Origin of the sequence: uncultured Gimesia sp. (assembly GCF_937910335.1) — a bacterium.
Lineage (GTDB): Bacteria > Planctomycetota > Planctomycetia > Planctomycetales > Planctomycetaceae > Gimesia.
In genome coordinates this window covers 1-19207 of sequence record NZ_CALEMX010000207.1, presented here as the reverse complement: position 1 = coordinate 19207, position 19207 = coordinate 1, and the positions used below count along the sequence as shown (strand labels likewise).

General features: G+C 50.1%; 14 protein-coding genes. 3 read left to right on the top strand and 11 right to left on the bottom strand.

Annotation, left to right across the window (positions count from 1 at the left end; genetic code table 11):
• Nucleotides 1–108: 108 nt before the first annotated feature.
• Both Q0668_RS07790 and Q0668_RS07785 read right to left on the bottom strand, forming a co-directional pair.
• Nucleotides 109–2514, bottom strand: coding sequence for a hypothetical protein (locus Q0668_RS07790; protein WP_298862371.1), 2406 nt, complete (start codon nucleotides 2512–2514; stop codon nucleotides 109–111).
• A 58-nt stretch (nucleotides 2515–2572) separates the two neighbouring features.
• Nucleotides 2573–3145 (bottom strand): hypothetical protein, encoded by a 573-nt coding sequence (locus Q0668_RS07785; RefSeq protein ID WP_298862368.1) that lies wholly within the window; start codon nucleotides 3143–3145, stop codon nucleotides 2573–2575.
• 286 nt (nucleotides 3146–3431) lie between these two features.
• Between Q0668_RS07785 and Q0668_RS07780 the strand changes: the two genes are divergently transcribed.
• A complete protein-coding gene (locus tag Q0668_RS07780) occupies nucleotides 3432–5702 on the top strand; it encodes a penicillin acylase family protein (RefSeq protein ID WP_298862365.1) in 2271 nt (756 codons plus the stop codon).
• 383 nt (nucleotides 5703–6085) lie between these two features.
• On the opposite strand, the gene Q0668_RS07775 is transcribed toward Q0668_RS07780, so the two are convergent.
• The 9 genes from Q0668_RS07775 to Q0668_RS07735 form a co-directional block, all read right to left on the bottom strand.
• A complete protein-coding gene (locus Q0668_RS07775; protein ID WP_298862362.1) occupies nucleotides 6086–6565 on the bottom strand; it encodes a hypothetical protein in 480 nt (159 codons plus the stop codon).
• A gap of 43 nt (nucleotides 6566–6608) precedes the next feature.
• Complete coding sequence (locus Q0668_RS07770) at nucleotides 6609–7295, bottom strand: hypothetical protein (RefSeq protein WP_298862359.1); 687 nt, start codon at nucleotides 7293–7295, stop codon at nucleotides 6609–6611.
• A 393-nt stretch (nucleotides 7296–7688) separates the two neighbouring features.
• On the bottom strand, nucleotides 7689–8627 hold the full coding sequence (locus Q0668_RS07765) for an ABC transporter permease (protein ID WP_366918882.1): 939 nt from the start codon (nucleotides 8625–8627) through the stop codon (nucleotides 7689–7691).
• A 68-nt stretch (nucleotides 8628–8695) separates the two neighbouring features.
• Nucleotides 8696–10261: a sugar ABC transporter ATP-binding protein gene (locus tag Q0668_RS07760; RefSeq protein ID WP_298862351.1), complete on the bottom strand. Its 1566-nt coding sequence runs from the start codon at nucleotides 10259–10261 to the stop codon at nucleotides 8696–8698.
• Nucleotides 10258–11244: a sugar ABC transporter substrate-binding protein gene (locus Q0668_RS07755; protein WP_298862348.1), complete on the bottom strand. Its 987-nt coding sequence runs from the start codon at nucleotides 11242–11244 to the stop codon at nucleotides 10258–10260. The genes Q0668_RS07760 and Q0668_RS07755 overlap by 4 nt, the downstream gene beginning before the upstream one ends.
• Nucleotides 11237–12202 (bottom strand): ribokinase, encoded by a 966-nt coding sequence (gene rbsK / locus Q0668_RS07750; protein WP_298862345.1) that lies wholly within the window; start codon nucleotides 12200–12202, stop codon nucleotides 11237–11239. Before rbsK ends, Q0668_RS07755 begins: the two co-directional genes overlap by 8 nt.
• A 16-nt stretch (nucleotides 12203–12218) precedes the next feature.
• Entirely contained in the window at nucleotides 12219–13286 is a 1068-nt protein-coding gene (locus Q0668_RS07745; RefSeq protein WP_298862342.1) for a nucleoside hydrolase, read from the bottom strand.
• 89 nt (nucleotides 13287–13375) lie between these two features.
• Nucleotides 13376–14545 (bottom strand): glycoside hydrolase family 71/99-like protein, encoded by a 1170-nt coding sequence (locus Q0668_RS07740; RefSeq protein WP_298862339.1) that lies wholly within the window; start codon nucleotides 14543–14545, stop codon nucleotides 13376–13378.
• A gap of 113 nt (nucleotides 14546–14658) precedes the next feature.
• Nucleotides 14659–16158: a PQQ-binding-like beta-propeller repeat protein gene (locus Q0668_RS07735; RefSeq protein ID WP_298862336.1), complete on the bottom strand. Its 1500-nt coding sequence runs from the start codon at nucleotides 16156–16158 to the stop codon at nucleotides 14659–14661.
• A gap of 295 nt (nucleotides 16159–16453) precedes the next feature.
• Between Q0668_RS07735 and Q0668_RS07730 the strand changes: the two genes are divergently transcribed.
• A complete protein-coding gene (locus Q0668_RS07730; RefSeq protein ID WP_298862333.1) occupies nucleotides 16454–17893 on the top strand; it encodes a DUF1501 domain-containing protein in 1440 nt (479 codons plus the stop codon).
• Nucleotides 17894–18060: 167 nt separating this feature from the next.
• The coding region (locus Q0668_RS07725; protein ID WP_298862330.1) for an FG-GAP and VCBS repeat-containing protein at nucleotides 18061–19207 on the top strand (1147 nt) is incomplete at its 3' end.

Here is a 19207-nt window from a genome sequence, read left to right as displayed (position 1 = left end):
TCTGTAGGCTCCGGCCAGTTCAGGTGTTTGTGTAAAAATGCAAATGAGCCCTGGCCTCTAATGCTGTGTCCGGTCTAAATAACAAGCCGACAGTGGCACCCGTACTGATTACTCTGACTTTGTTTGTTCTGTAGGCTCCGGCCAGTTCAGGTGCTTGTGTAAAAATGCGAATGAGCCCTGGCCTCTGATACTGTGTCCGCCCTGAAAAAATTCAATGTCGACACGGTCGGCGAGTCCAAATTGCGCGTAGAGCCAGCGGACTCGGGCAAATTCATGCGCGACCCACTCATCCAGGCCGACTCGGTCATGATGTCCGCGTTCGACCATAAACGGACGGGGCAGCATCAGGTAAGTCATCTCGGCGTAGTCAAATGTATGTCCCAGATTCCAATAAGGCATTTCCCATTCTATCGACCACATAAAACTAAAAGGGTGTTCGGTGGAGGCGATCTTGCGAGTCCACTGATTGAAATCGCCGGAACAAATTGAGAGACAATATTTTTCCAGAATCGTCGGCACACGGACCGCTGTTTCGCCCCCATAACTCAATCCGTAAAACGCAATCCGATCACCGTCCACGAAGGGCAGACTGTCGAGCCAGCGTAAAATCTGGTCATGCTGTGCGACTATGAATGAAAACAACGAACAGCCAACAGTATTCGCCTTGCGATCCAGCCAACGATAACGATCTTCGCCGCGATACAGATTATGTGGCGAGAAAGTGATAAATCCACGTTCGGCTAACTTTGCCGCAAAGTCGCTGTAGGCGGTCTTCTGTGTGTCAATCGTATCACGTGGAATCCCGTTACGACCATGCTGACAGACCACCACGGGTCGCTTCTCACCCGGTTTTAAATCTTTCGGCACAACCAGCACGCCCCAGGCGATCAGGTCATCGAATACATCCAGCACAACATCATAGGCGATCCACTTGTCAGTTTCTTTCACAATTCGAGTTCGCGCGTTGGGGGGCAGGAATGGTTGATCGAATTGGCCGATGGCGTCCTGATAGAAACGACGTCGAAATTCTTTGCTGCCTTCGATAAACTTTTTGGGATCGTGAACGGGCAGACTTTTTTGCGTACCCCAACGCTGATTCTTAAATTCCGGCATTAATTCATAAAGCATGAATTTGTCTCGAACCGTGACCGACTTTCTTACAAGCTCCTGAACGTGGTCTTCGATTTGCTCTACAGTGCGTTGCTGTCGTTTGTCTGATTGAAAAGCGATACGCTGGTCAGTCAAAGGAGCCACCGGTTGTTTCGTCTGTTGAACTCCCAACTCGTCCTGAAAGACCTGCATGGCGCCAGTTGAGAACGGTTTGGTTGTGGTTCCCGGTTTTCCTTGAATCAACGTGGGGCGAGCCGTGCCAGCTGGCAATCGAATTCGAGCAACTTCCTGTTTGACACGATTCAGCGGGGGCGTTTTCCAATCCCCTTTGTGGCCAGTAATCGTAGGCGATTCGCTATGTTCGATAATCAATTTACGCGGCAAAATGAGCGACGCGATTTCGGCATCTCCGAAGCGTTTGAGCAGACTCCAGATATTTCGATATATGGGTTCGGACCACACTGCTTCGCGTGAATCAAAATAGCCACTAACAAGAGTGACATCGATGCGTGTGTCGATGGCTGAGGCATAAAACGCGATCAGCGCGCCTTCCCCGTAACCGGCGACACCAATCGGAGTTTCCGCCGCTTGCAATTTTTGTTGTGCTTCCAGCCAGTCAATGGCCGACTGCACTTTCAGCACTTCGTATCCAATGATATGTCGACCCATCTGGAATGCCTGTCGATAGATCCACTCGCGATTGGTTTGATCGGCGCGTTTCAGCCTTGGATTATCGAAACCAAATTTTGCTCGACTGACGAGTGTGGGAATCAGTACCTTGACGTTGTTAGCAATCAACTGCCGCACGGCTAGAGGATCGGTAGCCCCCCCTTTGATCATACCCAGCAATTGTTCCGGCGTCTGATCTGCATCGGGAATCAAAATCGTTGAGGCAACAGCGGCCGCTTTCGGCGTTATCAGTAAACCTTCGCCGAAAACATCATCGACCACGGGCCAGCGGACTTGTGTGACACGGAAATCATCAGACGCATAAACAACAACACCCTCTGCGGTATTGCCGAAATACTCCATCTCAGAGGGGAGCCGCTCTTCAACGGCGCCGATGAGTGTCCGCAGATGATCGCGATTTTCTTCGATGGCCTTTTTCCAAACGTCGGCTCCCGCATTTTCACCGGGCCAGTATTGACGTCGATAGCTAGCCGCTGCTTCAATTTTTCGCTCGATGAATCGGTGCGCCCCGTCCATCAACCGGTCTGGCAATGTCGTCTCATTCCACTTGAGCAGTTTTGTCCCCGGTAATACCTGTTCCCCGGCGCTGGCATGCCCTTGAAATACAAATACCATCCACAGACCGCAGGCCCACATGAGGATCTGGTTTTTGATTGAGGAAACTCGGCGAATCTCCAAAGCTTTGTCATCGCAAACAGGGAGTTGAGATTGCATTTGAGTGACTCCGGGGAAAATTTTTCCAGTGTGGAAAGTCAAAACGGGATTGGCGTGACTAAAGCAGATCATCCGCAATCGTGCGTTTGATCAACAGATTCGAGGGCACAGAATTACGGTCGAGCATCTTCCGGGCTGCCTCGGCACCAGAAACCGGGAGATTCGCAGGATCGATTAAACCAGCCTGTACCAACACAGAAGCCTGATCCCAATGAATGTGTTCCGAACTCATCTTTCCCTCCTCGAAAGTCACAATCACCACAAGTACAATTTCTAATCGTCGTCCTGTCGCAGGTACGCCGGGCAATAACCAGTCCATTTGGACGGTGTGCGTGCAACGACTCACGAACTCATCCACAATACGGTTCTGCCCGACAGTTCGTGAGATCAGCTCTGTCTCCATATCAGACGGCATATGCGGAATGAAATAGTTGCTATAAAAATGAAGAAGCTGCTCCCGCCCCAGTCCACCCGTCAACGTAGGCACATGATTCACATAGGGAGCTTCAGTCATCGTGCCGCAAGAGGCGACAGCATCTTTGCTATCAAACTCGGCATCCAAATGCGATTCCCATAATTCAACCATCGCCCGCTGCTCGGGTGTCAATTGTGCTAAATCAAGTGTAAACATTTTAAAAGTTCCTTGCCACGTGATGAATCACTACATCTACAGAAAAAGAATGAACGGGGAATTTTGTTCTGCAAACAACCGTTTGTAATACCCTGCAAATATCCAAAGACTATTCTATGAGCAAAGAATTGTAATAGCCAGAACATTTCGGGACGATGAATGGACTCCGTTAATCTGATCAATTCAAGATAATTCCAGATTCTATTGAATTTTCGAAACTGTTTTTTATAAAGTAGAGTACTCTTTATCATACTGAAACAGGGAGCGCACTAGATGGATCAACGCTATGCAAGAACTTCAAAGAAATATTAAATGTACTTTTCGACTGATCGTTTTATTCTACTGCTTCACCTTTACGTCTTTTGTCGCAGCAGTTGAAAACAAGCCCGTAGACGCAGAAAAAGATCCTCACACAATTTCGCTGCAGCAAAGTCTGGAACGAGCCAGACTACTGGCACAGAAAACCACAATTCACAGAGACACCTACGGCGTACCCCACGTGACAGGCCCCACCGACGCCAGCGTCGTTTTCGGATTCACCTATGCCAGGGCGGAAGACGAATTTCAAAAAATACAAAAGAGCCTGCTCAGCGGGATGGGCCGCCTTTCAGAATTGGTGGGGCCAGGAAGATTTTTATCAGACCGTCTCAATCGACTGAACGAAGTTTCCAAACACTCCCAAGCTGAATTCGCAGCGTCCGACGATGAATTTAAAGAAATCTTGATCGCCTATTCGGACGCGCTTAATTTCTACGTCGCGAATCACCCACAAGAACAACCGGTGTTGATCACTCCGTTCGAACCCTGGCACGTATTAGCCGCAGGCCGCACAATGAATCTTTCTTCATTGAATATGAGCCCGGAATACAAATATCTGATAGCAATCGCAAAACAGGAGGCTGCAAAATTAAAAAAAACAAACGAGCAGAAACGAAACGAACAGAAACTGCCCCCTCCTAAACCAAAATCCGAGCGGGATGGCTCAAACATGTGGGCCATTAGCCCCGATCGCAGTGCTACGGGAAATGCCATGCTGTTCATCAACCCGCATATCCCCCTTAACGAAGTCTACGAAGGGCATCTACGCAGCGAAACGGGACTTAATATTTCGGGAGGTTTCGCCTACGGAAGCTTCCTGTTTCCCTTTGCCGGCCATAACGAAAACCTGGGCTGGAGCCTGACAGTAAACTACCCGGATATCGTCGATGTCTATATTGAATCGTTCGACCATCCGACTGACCCCCTGAAGTATCGCTACAACGATCAATGGCTGAAAGCAGCATCATGGAACGAAACCATTAAAATCAAACAGGCAAATGGCAAACTCATTGATCGCGAAATCACATGCCTGAAAACTCACCATGGCCCCGTTTTGATTCTTTCCGACAAAAAAGGCTATGCCGTTCGCACAGCCAGGATTCGGGAAGGGGGGCTGCAAAAACAATTCTACGAAATGGCAAAAGCATCGAATCGAACCGAATTTCAGTCTGCCATTTCCAAACAGGGGCTGGTCTTCCATAACATCATGTATGCCGATGTGAAAGGAAACACCTGGTATCTCTACAACTCGGCAACACCGCGCCGCGACCCAACCTTCGACTGGAGCAAACCCGTACCCGGCGACACCTCTGCAACCGAATGGTCGGGCTACCACGCCATCGCGGAATTACCGCAGGTACTTAACCCCAAAAGTGGCTGGATGCAGAACTGCAATTCGTCCCCTTTCTCAACGACGACTAATAAGATAAACCCACGCAAAACAGATTTCCCCCGTTATTTAGGTCATCGGGATCAAGACAACAACCGCGTTGCCATATCGAAAAAGATATTATCAGGCAACGACAAGTTCACCTTTGACCAATGGACTGCCGCCGCCTGGGACACACACGTCAATGAAGCCCGCAAGTGGATTCCCATGATATCCAAAGCACTCAAGTCGCTAGAAACAAACAACCCGAACAAACAGCAGGCGCAGCTGGGCTCGGATGTAAAACCATTAGTCAAAGAGCTCCAGAAATGGGACCATCAATGCCGTCAAGACTCTGTCGCATCAACGCTCTTTCATTTATGGTACGAAAAAATGGGGCATCGGCTGCAGCAAAAACAATCGAACAATATTGCCACGCTGGAAATCTTGAATGCGGTCAAAAATAATCTGGAAAACAAATTTGACGATTGGCAGATTGAATATGGCAAACTCTTTCGGCATCAACGCCCCAACAACAACGGCCAATTTGCGGGTGACACAGGCAAGAGCTTTCCGCTCGCCGGCGGCCATCCACGCGTAGGCATGGTTTTCACCTACCTCTCCCGTGAGATCCCCGGATCAAAACAAAGATATGGCTATCACGGCCACTCCTATGTTAGCGTCATCGAATTCGATCCCCAGGGAATCAAAGCCAAATCAATCGTCCCCTTTGGACAAAGTACCAATCCAAAATCACCACACTATCTGGATCAGGCCCCCCTCTACGCCCAGGGAATGTTCAAACCAGCCTGGTTCAATAGGGACGAAATCAAAAAGAACACAACCCACTCCTATCATCCCGGAGAATAATACACGAAGTCAGTAACCACTGTTGGCTTGCCAACAGTGGTGAAATCCAGCCACCAAAAACACAACCGTTCGTGTCATTTCGTGGTAGAAACAAACCAACTCACCCGCCACGTTTCCACCGCTGCCGTGCCGCGTCCAACAGCACCGCCACAATATTCACCGCGCCTGGAATCACACGTTTGATCGGATCGGTCGCCCCGATCTATACCAAGGCTGTCGCAGCACCGCAATCGCCGCCAGTTCCAGACCGATTGTTGCGTTCGGGTCGGTGCAGGGCAGCACTGCCGGCGCGCTGTATCGTTCGGATACAGGGCTAACACTCATCTAAGCTGTTATTTGTCTGATGACCAAAACGCGTCATCAATCGGATTCGGTTGTTTGCATTATTGATCTGACGGCTCTTGCGCAACGGGCGGCGGTACTTCGGGAGGAGCCTCTGTTCGTTGTGAGGTAAACAACAGCGCAATTGCCCCTCCCACAATCCCCTGGAGTGGCGAGAGCCAAAAGTTAGATATCAGATAGAGTTCGATGGCATTCATCGGTGCGAAGGGCTCCAGCAAAATTGTAATCGAAAGAATCAGCAGATATCCAAAGGAAAGCCACCAGGTGATCGTGTAAAAGTTCTTTTTGACATTACGAACATCGTCGCCGCTGAGCATCGCTTCCGCACCGAGCACACCCATCATTAAAGCGATGGTAGGAATGATCGTGGGAATGAACCAGGACCATGCTTCTTTGACCTGTTCACCGTACCTGCCGAAAATCGACTGCAACACAATAATCGTGAAGAGCATTCCCCCCCAGCTAAACCAGATTTTCGAAAGCCCCCAGCGGGCTTTGGCAAGCAAGATACGGTCGGTCATCTCTGCCCCTTTCAGTCCTGATTACATTTGCCACCTGAATGATTTATTTCTTCAATTCCGCAAGCAGACCCGCATTTGTCAAATGCTCAATGCCGGAAAACTGTCCCGACTCGCTCAGTTTTGCCTCAGTTCCTTTCTCGGGCTGCTTGAATTCATAAATCAAAGCCGTGCATACTTGGCTCTGAGTATATTCCTGCGCGCCTACATTGTCGGGCAAATTATTTAAACCGCTCCTCAACCATGCCATCGCTTCATCCCGGCTCACCTCCTGATCTGTCTGATCAAACAGAACCGGCGTTACGATAAAAACAATGATCCGGTAATACCCCGGACTCGCGGTGAATAAAGCCCGGATGTAGGCTCCCAGAGAAAAGTCGCGCATCGGTCTCGTATCAGTGACCCAGCGATCGGGAGGTGCTTTCGATTTTCCATCTTCATCGAATTGTTCCAGTCGCGTCACCAGGGCAAAGCCACCCGGAACCGCGAAATAGCTGCGCGCAGAATAACCTTGTGCCGTCAGAGCATCACAAATTTTTTGGTCAATGTCCTTGACCAGGAGAACTTGGTCCGACTCGTTTTCAAAATACGAGTTAGGGATGAGACTCTGCGCAGACGCTTTGGGCGGTGGCCAGGGAAACTTGACAAATTTTTTCCCCTTTTCAACTTCTCCTCTGGTACATCCAGTTGCGACAACCAACAGCAATATCAGAAAGTAGGAGTGTCGAGCCATGAGCGATCTCCAAAGTAATAAAACGAACACTTGTAATCTAATGAACCCAATGCTGATCCGTCCCATTGCTTTATATCCCTGGAATCAAGTCAAATGGCTCATCCACCATAAAAAAAGCAAATAGCTTTCAATAATAATTTGTCCCGAATAACTGCCTCAACTAATGTTAGTAGACATTATAACACACAATCTTAATATACAAACAATATTATGGAATAGTCGCGAAATCCCAAAGATCTCATAAAAATTGATGAGAGACTTCCTCGTGGGTGGCGATGTTGGCTTGTGTCATGTGCCCGGTCTAAATACTTGCCAACAGTGATGAGATCCAACTCTCAACAACACAATCTGTTCATGCTTTTCGTGGTAGCAAAAAACCACACCAACACCAGCTCACCCACCACGTTTCCACCGTTGCCGGGCCGCGTCTAATAACACAGCAACAATAATCACCGCCCCCGTAATCACACGTTTAATCGGATCACTGGCACCAACCTGAGCCAGACCCGTTTGTAGAACAGCGATAATCAACACACCAAAGAAAGTGTTAATCACCGAGCCACGCCCCCCCATTAAGCTGGTACCGCCTATCACGCACGCAGCAATGGCCGCCAGTTCCAAACCGACGGCGGCGTTCGGGTCGGCTGTTGAAAGCCGAGAGGTCTGCATAATGCCCGCCAACCCGCACAGCAAGCCGCTGATTGTGAACACGGTAATCGAATACGGGGCCGTCCTGATGCCCGACATTCGCACCGCTTCTGCATTCGTACCTATGGCAATGCAATACCGGCCGAAAACAGTGCGCGTCAGTAGAAATTGACCTAGCCCAACAATCACCAGTGACAACAGAAACACCGGCGAAAACGCGAAACCTTTAATCGGCGCGCCAATCCACTCGATGGAGGAGCCGATGTATTTCGTCTGAGAATCCGTAATCAAATACGCGCTGCCTCGCGCCATTTCCAGCATACCCAGCGTCACAATAAACGACGGAATCCCCGCTTTCACGCTGATCACACCATTCAACATGCCGCAGAATGCGCCGACACTCAAACAGATGGGAACTACCGCCCAGAGCGGCCACCCATAGTCGACCATAAACACACCCAGCACCGCCGATGATAATGCCAGCAGAGAACCGACCGACAAATCGATGCCCCCAATGATCAATACCAGCGTCATCCCCACAGCGATCACTGTCAGGTCGGGAATCTGATTGGCAACCGACGTCAGCGTGCGTACGGTCAGAAAATTCGTACTCATCAGACTGAAGATCAGAATCAGCAACGCCAATACACCTGAGAGTCCCGCATATTGCAACAGCGAAGACATCAAATTCCGACTCGCCGACCGTGGGACGTCGACATTGAGAGTCTTTGAATCAGGGGCAGGGGAGTCGTTCATACGGTTGCTCCTGAAACTGTGTTTGTCTCATGTTGAGTGTATCCTGAAAAGCAGTCCTGCATGATCGTCTCATAAGACCATGTCGCGCGAGTGTATTCTGAAACCAAATTGCCCGCCGACATCACACCGATCCGGTCGCAGGTTTCGAACAGTTCTTCCAGGTCACTGCTCACAATAATCAATGCCTTGCCTTCTTCCGCAAGATTGTCAAACAGTTGATGAATTTTCCGACGCGCCGCCACATCAATGCCGCGCGTGGGTTCATCGAACAGAAATACGTCAGCCCCTTTCAACAACCACTTCGCCACCGCCACTTTTTGTTGATTGCCTCCACTCAGCGTATCCACACTCTGTTCGATATCACGCGAATGTATCTGCATCATTTCCCGCTCTGCTTCGACAAGTTCCCTTTCCCGACGCAAATTGATAATGCCGATGCCCTCAGCGCGCGTTAACAACTCCATGCTCGAGAGCGTTGTATTCACACGAATCGACTGGGAAAGCAGCAACCCGTTCTGCTTGCGATCTTCCGTCACCATCGCCAGCCCCGCTTTGACCGCTTCATGCGGATGACGAAATCGTACCGGTTTGGTTGCACCCCGTAAAAAGATCTCTCCACCGTCTAACCGATCAGCTCCGAAGATAAGCCTCAACAATTCCGTACGCCCCGATCCCACCAGCCCGGCGATCCCGTAACGCTCTCCCGCCTGAACCGAAAAACTGACATCCTGCACCACCTCATCTCGGCTCATGTCCGCCACACGAATCATCGTCCGCTCGGTCGTATAAGAATGATGATTCTGATTCGCATGTGCCGCCGCTTGTGCTTCGCCCGACATGAGATCAATCACCCCTTCGATCGGCTGAAACTCCGCTACCGCATGCGTGCTAACATACTTTCCATCCCGCAATACCGTCAGACGATCTGCAATCTTCGCGATTTCATCCAGTCGATGACTGATATAAATAATACCGACTCCCTGTTGGCGAAGTTCATCCAGCCGCGCAAACAGCCGCTCTGTTTCCCCGGCACTCAGCGCCGCCGTCGGTTCGTCCAGAATCAATAATTCACAATTGCGATCCAGAGCCGCTGCGATTTCTAACATCTGTTGTTGACCAACACCCAGACTGCCCACAATTTGATCGACGTGAATCTCATGTAAACCAAACTGATCCAGCGCCAAGCGTGCCTGCGCATGCAGCAACTTGCGATCTATAATTCCCCATCGCTCTGGATAGCGACCCAGCAGCAGATTTTCTGCGACGGTTAGCGTCGGTATCAGATTCAGTTCCTGCTGCACAATCTGCACACCCAGCGATTCCGCAAACCGCTTATCCCGAGGATCGTAAGTCACTCCGTTTAATGTCATCCTGCCTGAAGTCGCGGGAGTCAGACCAGAGATTATGCGACACAACGTACTTTTCCCCGCACCATTCGCACCCAGCAACGCGTGAATCTCACCCGCCCGTAGCTCAAACTGCACACCATCCAAAACCCGTACAACGTAATCCTTACACAGATTATGAGCCGTGAACCGTAGCGTTCGAGCAGCGTCATTCATTTCAGAACCTCAGCGGTAACCAGATCGACGGGTGTTTCGCGGTCTTCAATTTTCGCGTCCGGATCTTTGATCAAACGTAATGCGTGTTCAATTCCAAAAACCGCCAGCTCCCCTCCATGCTGATCAGCGGTCGCCAGAATCTGCCCGTCTCGAATCGCCTGCTGGACGGCAGCAATGTTATCGAATCCGACCACCGCCACCTCTCCGCTCTTGCCGTTATTTTTAACCGCTGCCAACGCCCCCAGCGCCATGCTGTCATTCGCCGCCAGAACGGCTTTGACGTTCGGGTGCTCGCTCAGCATCGACAGTGCCAGGGTATTCGCCATGCTCATTTCCCACTGTGCCGACTGGCTGTCCACAATTTTGATCCCGGCCTCTTTCATCGCCGCTTCAAATCCAAGCCGCCGCTGAGTGCCGTTAAAAGAAGTCCGAATGCCTTCCAACACAACCACTTCATCGCCCGCTTTCAATTTCGTAGCCAGAAACGCACCCACTTTTTTAGCACCCGCCTGATTATCAGGCCCGACGAAGGGAATCGATATCTTTTCTACTTTCAAGATTTCCGAATCCAGTTTGTTATCGATGTTAATAACCACCACACCCGCTTCCCGCGCCCGACGCAGCGCAGGCACCAGCGCTTTCGAATCCGCAGGAGCTATCACAATCGCATCCACGCCGTTCGCCACCATTTCTTCAACCAGCGCTACCTGACGACTGAGATCCCGTTCGTCCTTAATCCCGTTCACAACAAGCTCATACGTAGCCTCATTCTTCTGCTGATGTGCTTTGGCGCCTTCCGCCATCGACGAAAAAAAATCATTCGCTAGCGATTTCATGATCAATGCCACTTTTGGCTTTTTTTTGTTTTCAGAATTCGCAGCGGTTTTCGATTTCGTCTGCTCTGAATCAGATGAGCAACCTGTCAACATAAAACAGAAAGCCAGCAGGCAAAAGTAGATAAAATGGGCCTTAGATTTATTCATCGGGGCGCTCCTGTTTTTGTTGCTCTAAAAGTGTTTCAATTTGTATTCGTGATGGCATCGCCGACTGCGCACCATTGTCCGATGCTGCCAAGGCACCCGCTGCCGATGCAAAACGGACCGCGTCAATCAAATCTGCCTTCTCCGCCAGCCTCACGGCCAATCCCGCAGCAAAGGCATCACCGGCCGCAGTCGAATCGACAACATCTATGCAAAAGGCGGGAATCGTCTGAACCGTCTCTCCATCAAACACGACAGCCCCTTGTTCCGCCAGCGTAATTATCGCCCGCTTTGAACCTAGTAAAGTAAGTTCCCTGATCAACGCAACCGCATCATCAATCGTATCTATCGGCTTGCCAAGTAACCCCGCTGCCTCGGACTGATTAGGACATATCAAATCGACGTGCAGCAATTCACTTTGAACGTTTTCCGAAGTATTTACCGGAACAGGGGCAGGGTCAAGTATTACAGGCACGCCCGCTTCCAGCGCGACTTTCGTCGCCGCGATGACGATATCCTGTGGAACTTCGAGTTGCATCAACAGGATATCACTTTCGCGAATCGTTTCTTTCGCCTGTTCGATCTCTGACAGGCTTACCAGACCATTCGCACCGGGAACAACCAGAATCGCGTTCTCGCCGCTCGCTTCCACCATCACAACCGCCACGCCACTGGCCCTCTTATCGCGACGCACGACATGTGATGTATCAATCTCTTCGTCCTGAAGATTCTGCAACAGCAAATCGGCGAAACTGTCATCACCCACACAACCGACCATAGTGACTTCCGCGCCCATCCGCGCCGCGGCCACCGCTTGATTCGCACCTTTACCTCCCGGATTCTCCACTTTGGACAACGCGATCACCGTCTCACCAGGGAGTGGCAAATTCTCTGTACGGATCATCAAATCCATATTAATCGAACCCAACACGGTTATCTTCGGTGATTGTGTTTTATTCATCGTCAAACATCCGCTTCTATTTCGCGGGAGGTTGGCTGGAAAGCTGTACCAGCGCTTCAACGAGCCGTTTCCGCTGTAAATCATTCAGCTTTAAATAACGGTGTCGGCCTTGATCACTTTTTTTGAATGTGGTCAGTCCATTTTCTTTGACGCTGACATCGCCCGAATCCGAAAGATCGAAATATCCACGATGCGGAAAGACGGCATAGAGCACACTCGTTAGATCCCAGGTCGGACGATCATGGGGCGGGGGGTTATAAAGTATATAAGCCTCAGCCAAAGGATGATGCGGCGTGTAATTATAATCCTCTTCGATACTCTCATGAGGATAAGCCGCCGAGAGTCCGATTTCAAAGCCGCTCCAGACTACGGGCGTCGGCCATTTCGCAGCCAGCGTCTTCGCAGACGGAATATCTTTCACGATATTATACTCTCGATGATCGACCATTTTTCCCTTACTGGGAATTTTCGTGAACGCGCCCGCCATAATCGATAGCAGCTTGACCTTCTTCTCGACCAGTTCTTTGCCGGATAGAGAGCTAATTTTATCTCCGGGAGATTTGAGTAGGTTCGCCAGATTAGTCGAAAATCCGACCTGCGCAATCACTACAGAACCATCTTTCGCATCTGCCAGCGCCCGACGCAAAACGGTGACTGCATCGGGTATCGACTTTGTATCTTTCAGATCATGCGGATAACGTAATTGGCCGTTATCTTTTTTCGTCGCCAGACCAATAAACTTCCCGGTGGCTGGCGTGACTCCACTACGACAGATGCCAATCGGAATTTCACCTTTTCCGTAAAACGTATTCACGGCATCAGTAAAAGAGGCAGCCAATGGATTATCTTTCGTAATCGTGACTGCCAGTAATTTGCAATCGCCGCGGGCCTCCAGTGAATGAATCATACCTAACGCCAACACATCATCAACGTCATTGCCAATATCGGTATCGAAGATCAACGGAACAGGGCGCGTGGGTTCGCCCGCATTCAAAGTGGAGCAGATCAACACCAACGCCAGACACAATATACTTCGCGCCTTATCCGAAAGTTGAAAAGTGAACGTCTCAGAGGGAACAGTCATTTGATGAAAACCTTTCACAGAGAAATGGAATTGATTATGAGTCAATCTTCGTAAGAGACACTTTACCAATTTTCAGGCAAGAAAACAGTTCAACGGCCCTTTGCCGGATAGGTTTCCAGAATGCTGCGTGCCGCATCACATTTGCCGCTGAACAGGAGATCGGTTGCTCGCTTCAAGTTTGACATGGCCTGCGTATCATTCTGGTACTGCTTCTTCAGTGCATACAATTTCACCGGAAGCCGTAAATCTTCTGCACGGAAAGCAACAGCATCCTCCGAACGTGACTGCATAAATTTCTGAACGATTTCGAGATACTGATAGCCGCGTTTTCTGACAGGTTCGATGACAGTCCCTTCGCCATAATCATTCCAGGTCGCGATTTGTATCAACGCCGCTTGGCTCTGTTCCGCTAACTCAAGCGTCTCCTTTAACGTTTTTCCATCCCGTGCCGCAATCGATCCATAACTCTTATGTAGTTTCGCTTCCTGGTAAATGTCATGAAAACCAGGAAAAGCGGCTGCAATGACCGACTCGTCCGGCGCTCGGGAATAAAGATCACGGAGGTACTTTTTCCAGATCGCGGGAGCCACAGCCTGACCATCCGAGACAGGAGGCCAGCCGAACATCCCGTCTGCTCCCACCGGTTTTGCAAGATGAGGCAGACCATAGAGCAAGGGAGGGTTTGACAATCCGATTTTCATCTCGCTCCATTGATCCTTTTTAAAGTATTGCGGACCAAAGACGAGCAATACAGGTTGCCCTGCAATTTTCACATACGCATCATCCTGAAACCAATGCTCGTCAAGCCATTTGAAAACTTTTTTCCCCTGAGCGACCGCTTCTTCTTTCTTCAGGACTTTATTCTCAACCATATGCTTGACGGTCTGATCTTCATAACAGATCGCAAACTTGAGCCCCGCCTGTTTGATATACTTGATCAGGTGCTGCGTGTTCCGATGATTTTCAGCATAATCGCGAAACCGATCGATGCCGTACCAGTCGATCACCACCCCATTGATACCAGCCAGCTTTATCAGCAGCACATGACATTCCAGCACATCGGGATCATTGGAATCGTAAAGACCAATCAGCGGATAATCGTGTGATGCCACTGCACGCTGACCATCACTCCCGACCTGCGCCGGATCGAAATGGCCCATCGTCCAATGCCAGCCCCAAACATCACTGACAGGCTTGGACGCGTACCAGGGCATATAATGCACCAGCACGGGCTTCGGCGCATTGCCTTCGGCAGACATCACTGATTTCATGCCAAGAACCAACATGATCACAATAACTTTGACGAAGGGAAAACAGAAAAACAGAGAGCCTCTGTTTTCTGTTTTCGCCTTCAATTTCTCCGGTCCGGTCACTACTTCTCGCCCACACAGATTAACTTGCTACGCGTTCGAACGAAAATTCGACCGTCGGCAATCGCGGGAGTTCCCAGAATGGAATCACCCATATCATTCTTCGCGAGAATTTTCTGCTCAGGCCCATCTTCCAGCACAACGATCTTACCGTTCTCGCCGGCGACATAAATTTTTCCATCGCCATAGATGGGAGAGGCGAAGTATTCACTTTCGTTTTGAATCCGTTTGGGGCCCCAGAGTTTTTTGCCTTTCCCGACTTCAAAGCAGGTAGAAATTCCGCCCCCTTTAACGAGCAACATCCGATCTTCGGTGACCAGTGGTGAGACGATATGGTCGGTATGTTTGGTAGGATGTTTCCAAAGTAAGTGTGTCTTAGTTACATCGCCACGGCCTCCCCCTTTAACAGCCATAATAAACTGCTGCGCTGGTTCTTCACCGAACTTCGCGCCCGCTTCGTTACCGGGTGGCAAAAATGCAATGTCCAGTTCTTTACCTTCCAGAAATCCATCTTTATTCAAGTCGCCGCGATCAAAGGTTTTTTTGTAAAAGGCTTCGGGTACTTTCACCTTGCCGACAAATGCTTGAATTTCTTTTTTGGTCACCTTGCCATCACTGTTGCCCGTTTCCCAGCGGTCGATGGATGCCAGCCACTGATTGGCGATGCCTCCACTCTGCAAAGCCACATAAATAATGCCATCGCGACTCACGGGGGTAGTTTTAATATTGCGTAACAGCGTACGGGCGCTCCAGAGCCGTTTGCCTGTTTTAGGATCATAGCCGATCAATGTACCGGTTCCCGCAACAACAATCTCATCACCTTGATCAGTCTCGCAAATCACGGGATGCGAATAGTTCACCGCTTGATCGCTACGGTCATCTTTCCAGACAATTTTTCCTGTCTTTTTATTGAATGCATAAAAGGCAGGCGCCAGGTCATCGTCCTGACAGAACAACACGAGATCTTTATAAAGTGTGGGAGACATACCCGCGCCCCACTTGAATACAAAATAAGGGACAGGAAGTTTCTTCTCCCATACGTCGGCTCCGGTTTCCGCATCGACGGCCAGCATACCCAGCGTACTGAAGTAAAAATAAACCCGTTCGTCATCCGCCGCTGGTGTCGTCGCAGCGAAGCTGTTTGTGCCATGAATCTCCAACAATTCCCCGGTCTTCCAGATTCGTTCCCACAATTTCGTTCCCGTCTTCGCGTCATACGCATACAGGGCAACCTTGTCTTTGCCCACCATGCCGGATGTAAACACACGCCCGGCAGCCACTACCGGACAGCCAATGCCATCACCCAGTTTGGCAGACCAGATTACATTTTTCTGATCGGTGAATTCAGCGGGCAACTTGTTCTTAGCAGTCGAAACCCCCGAGCAATTCGGGCCGCGGAACTGAGCCCAGTCTTCCGCTTGCGTTGAAGAGGTTCCACACAGGAAACTGAAACTCAACGTGACCAAACAAAGCAATACCGCCTGATTTCGTATACAACACATTCGTTAAGTCTCCTGAAGTTCAAAGATGAAAATAAATCGTGCATGGAGCCACTCCCTCAAATTCAAAGAGAGCCTGCATCAACTGTAACCAATCTTTTCAGCAAAACCCACCGCGCATGGCTCTTTTTTAGACTCCTTTGAAAACATATAAAAAAAACTACATATCATAGAGACAGAGAACCGATCAATTGCTAGAATAGGCGGCTGAATGTACGCATCCCCCACCTGACATTCTAAATGAGCTGCAGAGAACGTTAAAAACGTGCCAGACTGAAGCCAGCGAAAGGACTTTCCCATGTTTTCGATTCTGAATCATCCACGCCGAACGGGCGCCGGAATCTCGCGAAGGGAACTGCTCACAACCGGAGGCGCGGGTCTACTTGGATTAACCCTGCCCAAAGTCATGCAGGCAGAACAACAACAGCTGACTGATCCCTTCCAGGGCGGACGTGCCAAATCGGTCATCTTTCTATTTCTGTTTGGCGGACCAAGCCAGCTCGAAACGTTCGATCTCAAACCAGAGGCTCCCAGTGAAATTCGCGGCCCCTTTCAATCAATAGACTGCCGCACCCCCGGGCTGCTCATCAGCGAACACCTCCCACATTTAGCAAATGTCTCCGACAAATTTTCAGTCATACGCAGCATGACGCATTCATTTAACGACCACAGTGGTGGCGGCCATTATATTCAAACCGGAAATCGCTGGCATCTTCCCATTGGCGGTGGATTCGATGCAACACCCAAAGACTGGCCATCGATGGGCTCGGTCGTCGAATATCTGACACAACATGCGCCCGGCGGTTTAGAACGCGATCTGCCGAACTATTCGGTGGTCCCCAATCGCCTCGGGCGACTGCAGGCCGGGGGCCGTTATATGCGTCCCGGTGAATATGCGGGCTGGCTGGGTCAAGAATTTAACCCACTCACAACAACCGTTGATCAACGGGACTCAAACGATAATCCTTATTGGCGTAACTGTACCGATGAAGAATTAGACTTTCAAATCGAAGGACTGGCACCAGAAGTCCCACTCAAAACAATCCGACGCCGCATTTCACTGCTGAAACACTTTGACAGTATGAAACGGAATTTTGAGAAAGCAGATTCAGAGATCTTTGATCAATTTCGTCAACGTGCTTTAGCACTGTTGACATCAGACAATACCCGTAATGCACTCGATATCAAAAAAGAACCAGATCAGCTTCGAGATCAATACGGACGCCATTTGTTTGGCCAATCCTGCCTGATGGCACGCAGACTCGTCGAAACCGGAGTCAAATTTGTCACCGTGCACTATGATTGCGTAGACGGTTACAGTTGGGACTCACACCGAAACAGTGATGATGTACAACATCACCTGCTACCCACGTTCGACCAGGGCTGTGCCGCTTTATTATCAGACCTGGATCAGCGGGGACTCCTCGATGAAACACTCGTCATCGCAATGGGAGAAATGGGACGTACCCCCAAACCAAACAGCACATGGGGTCGTGGCCATTGGAGCCAACTCTTCCCGGCATTGATTGCCGGTGCAGGAGTGCAGGGGGGCACCACTTATGGACGCTCCGACCGTCACGCTTCGAAACCAGTTGAGCACCCTGTAAGCCCTGAAGATCTGGCAGCCACGATTTACTGGGCAATGGGCATCGACCCGGGTCTGATGCTGCCCGATTCTCTCAATCGACCAGTGCCAATCAACAATGGCGGCTCGCCCGTTAAAAAACTGTTTGGCTGAGAATACTCATCGCATTCACTCTTTCGAGTTTACGCGTACCCTCTGATTGATTTGCTTTCGTACGTTCAATCCATGAAATCCTTGCATTCCCGCGTCTGATCGGCTCCAATTCTAATAATGACAAGATCGATCGACCGTTTCCCTCCTGCCGACATAAGGTCCACCCGATGATACGTTTTCTATTCCTGACCTGCCTCTGTTCTACGACGGTTTGTTTTGCCGCGGAACACAAACCAGTTTTCAAAGCGCAAACAATCGATGACACCGTCGAAATCGGCTACGGTACGGCCATCGGTGATGTGGACGGCGATGGAAAACCGGATGTCATCCTGGCAGACAAAAAAGAATTCGTCTGGTATCAGAATCCCAGTTGGAAAAAACATGTCATCGCCGAAAATTTGACCGAAAGAGATAACGTCTGCATAGCAGCCCGCGATATTAACGGCGATGGAAAAGTGGAAATCGCGGTCGGCGGACAATGGAATCCCGGCGATACCCTGAATTCCGGTGCCGTCTTTTATCTGGTTCCTCCCGCCGATCGCAGGCAACTCTGGAAAGCAATCCAACTCCCGAACCAACCAGTCATCCATCGCATGCGTTGGGTCAAACTGGCGAAAAATCGTTTTGCACTTGTCGTCTCTCCGCTACATGGCAAGGGTAATAAGAAAGGGGAAGGCGCCGGAGTAAAACTGATCGCCTATGAAAAACCGAATAATCCGCAAGAGAAATGGAAGCAAACCGTAATCGACGACACGCTGCATGTAACGCACAATCTCGATCCAGCGCAATGGAATCCAAACACAGAAGCCGAAGAAATTCTATACGCGGGCCGTGAAGGGGCCATGCTGCTTTCCTACGACAAGGGACAATGGAAAACAGAATCCCTTCCTCTGATTGAAGGAAGTGGAGAAATTCGCATGGGACGCCTGGATCCCACCGCACGATTCATCGCAACCATTGAACCCCTGCACGGCGACAAGCTGGTTTTATATCAGGCGGATCACCACAAACCGGATTTACTATCGCAGCGAACCTCAATTCTGAGCCGAAAAGTTCTCGATGACAATATCAAAGCCGGCCATGCCATTGCGACCGCAAATCTATTCGGAAACGGGTTCCAGGAAATCGTCGCGGGTTGGCGTACTCCCAATAAAGATCAGAAAGTGGGTGTCAAAATTTATTGGTCCACTGATTCTTCCGGCAAAACCTGGAAGTCAGCCTGGATCGACGAAAACGGCATGGCCTGCGAAGACCTGCGACTAGCAGGGTGTCCGGAAATGAAATCTAGCGGTATCGCCATTAAGCCCGGAAATT

What these genes read in the sequence shown, in the direction of transcription:
- Q0668_RS07775 (WP_298862362.1), bottom strand. Translation starts at nt 6,565, where the DNA reads ATGACCGACCGTATCTTGCTTGCCAAAGCCCGCTGGGGGCTTTCGAAA.
- Q0668_RS07760 (WP_298862351.1), bottom strand. Translation starts at nt 10,261, where the DNA reads ATGAATGACGCTGCTCGAACGCTACGGTTCACGGCTCATAATCTGTGT.
- Q0668_RS07790 (WP_298862371.1), bottom strand. Translation starts at nt 2,514, where the DNA reads ATGCAATCTCAACTCCCTGTTTGCGATGACAAAGCTTTGGAGATTCGC.
- Q0668_RS07785 (WP_298862368.1), bottom strand. Translation starts at nt 3,145, where the DNA reads ATGTTTACACTTGATTTAGCACAATTGACACCCGAGCAGCGGGCGATG.
- Q0668_RS07780 (WP_298862365.1), top strand. Translation starts at nt 3,432, where the DNA reads ATGCAAGAACTTCAAAGAAATATTAAATGTACTTTTCGACTGATCGTT.
- rbsK (WP_298862345.1), bottom strand. Translation starts at nt 12,202, where the DNA reads ATGAATAAAACACAATCACCGAAGATAACCGTGTTGGGTTCGATTAAT.
- Q0668_RS07765 (WP_366918882.1), bottom strand. Translation starts at nt 8,627, where the DNA reads ATGTCTTCGCTGTTGCAATATGCGGGACTCTCAGGTGTATTGGCGTTG.
- Q0668_RS07755 (WP_298862348.1), bottom strand. Translation starts at nt 11,244, where the DNA reads ATGAATAAATCTAAGGCCCATTTTATCTACTTTTGCCTGCTGGCTTTC.
- Q0668_RS07735 (WP_298862336.1), bottom strand. Translation starts at nt 16,158, where the DNA reads ATGTGTTGTATACGAAATCAGGCGGTATTGCTTTGTTTGGTCACGTTG.
- Q0668_RS07770 (WP_298862359.1), bottom strand. Translation starts at nt 7,295, where the DNA reads ATGGCTCGACACTCCTACTTTCTGATATTGCTGTTGGTTGTCGCAACT.
- Q0668_RS07740 (WP_298862339.1), bottom strand. Translation starts at nt 14,545, where the DNA reads ATGTCTGCCGAAGGCAATGCGCCGAAGCCCGTGCTGGTGCATTATATG.
- Q0668_RS07745 (WP_298862342.1), bottom strand. Translation starts at nt 13,286, where the DNA reads ATGACTGTTCCCTCTGAGACGTTCACTTTTCAACTTTCGGATAAGGCG.
- Q0668_RS07730 (WP_298862333.1), top strand. Translation starts at nt 16,454, where the DNA reads ATGTTTTCGATTCTGAATCATCCACGCCGAACGGGCGCCGGAATCTCG.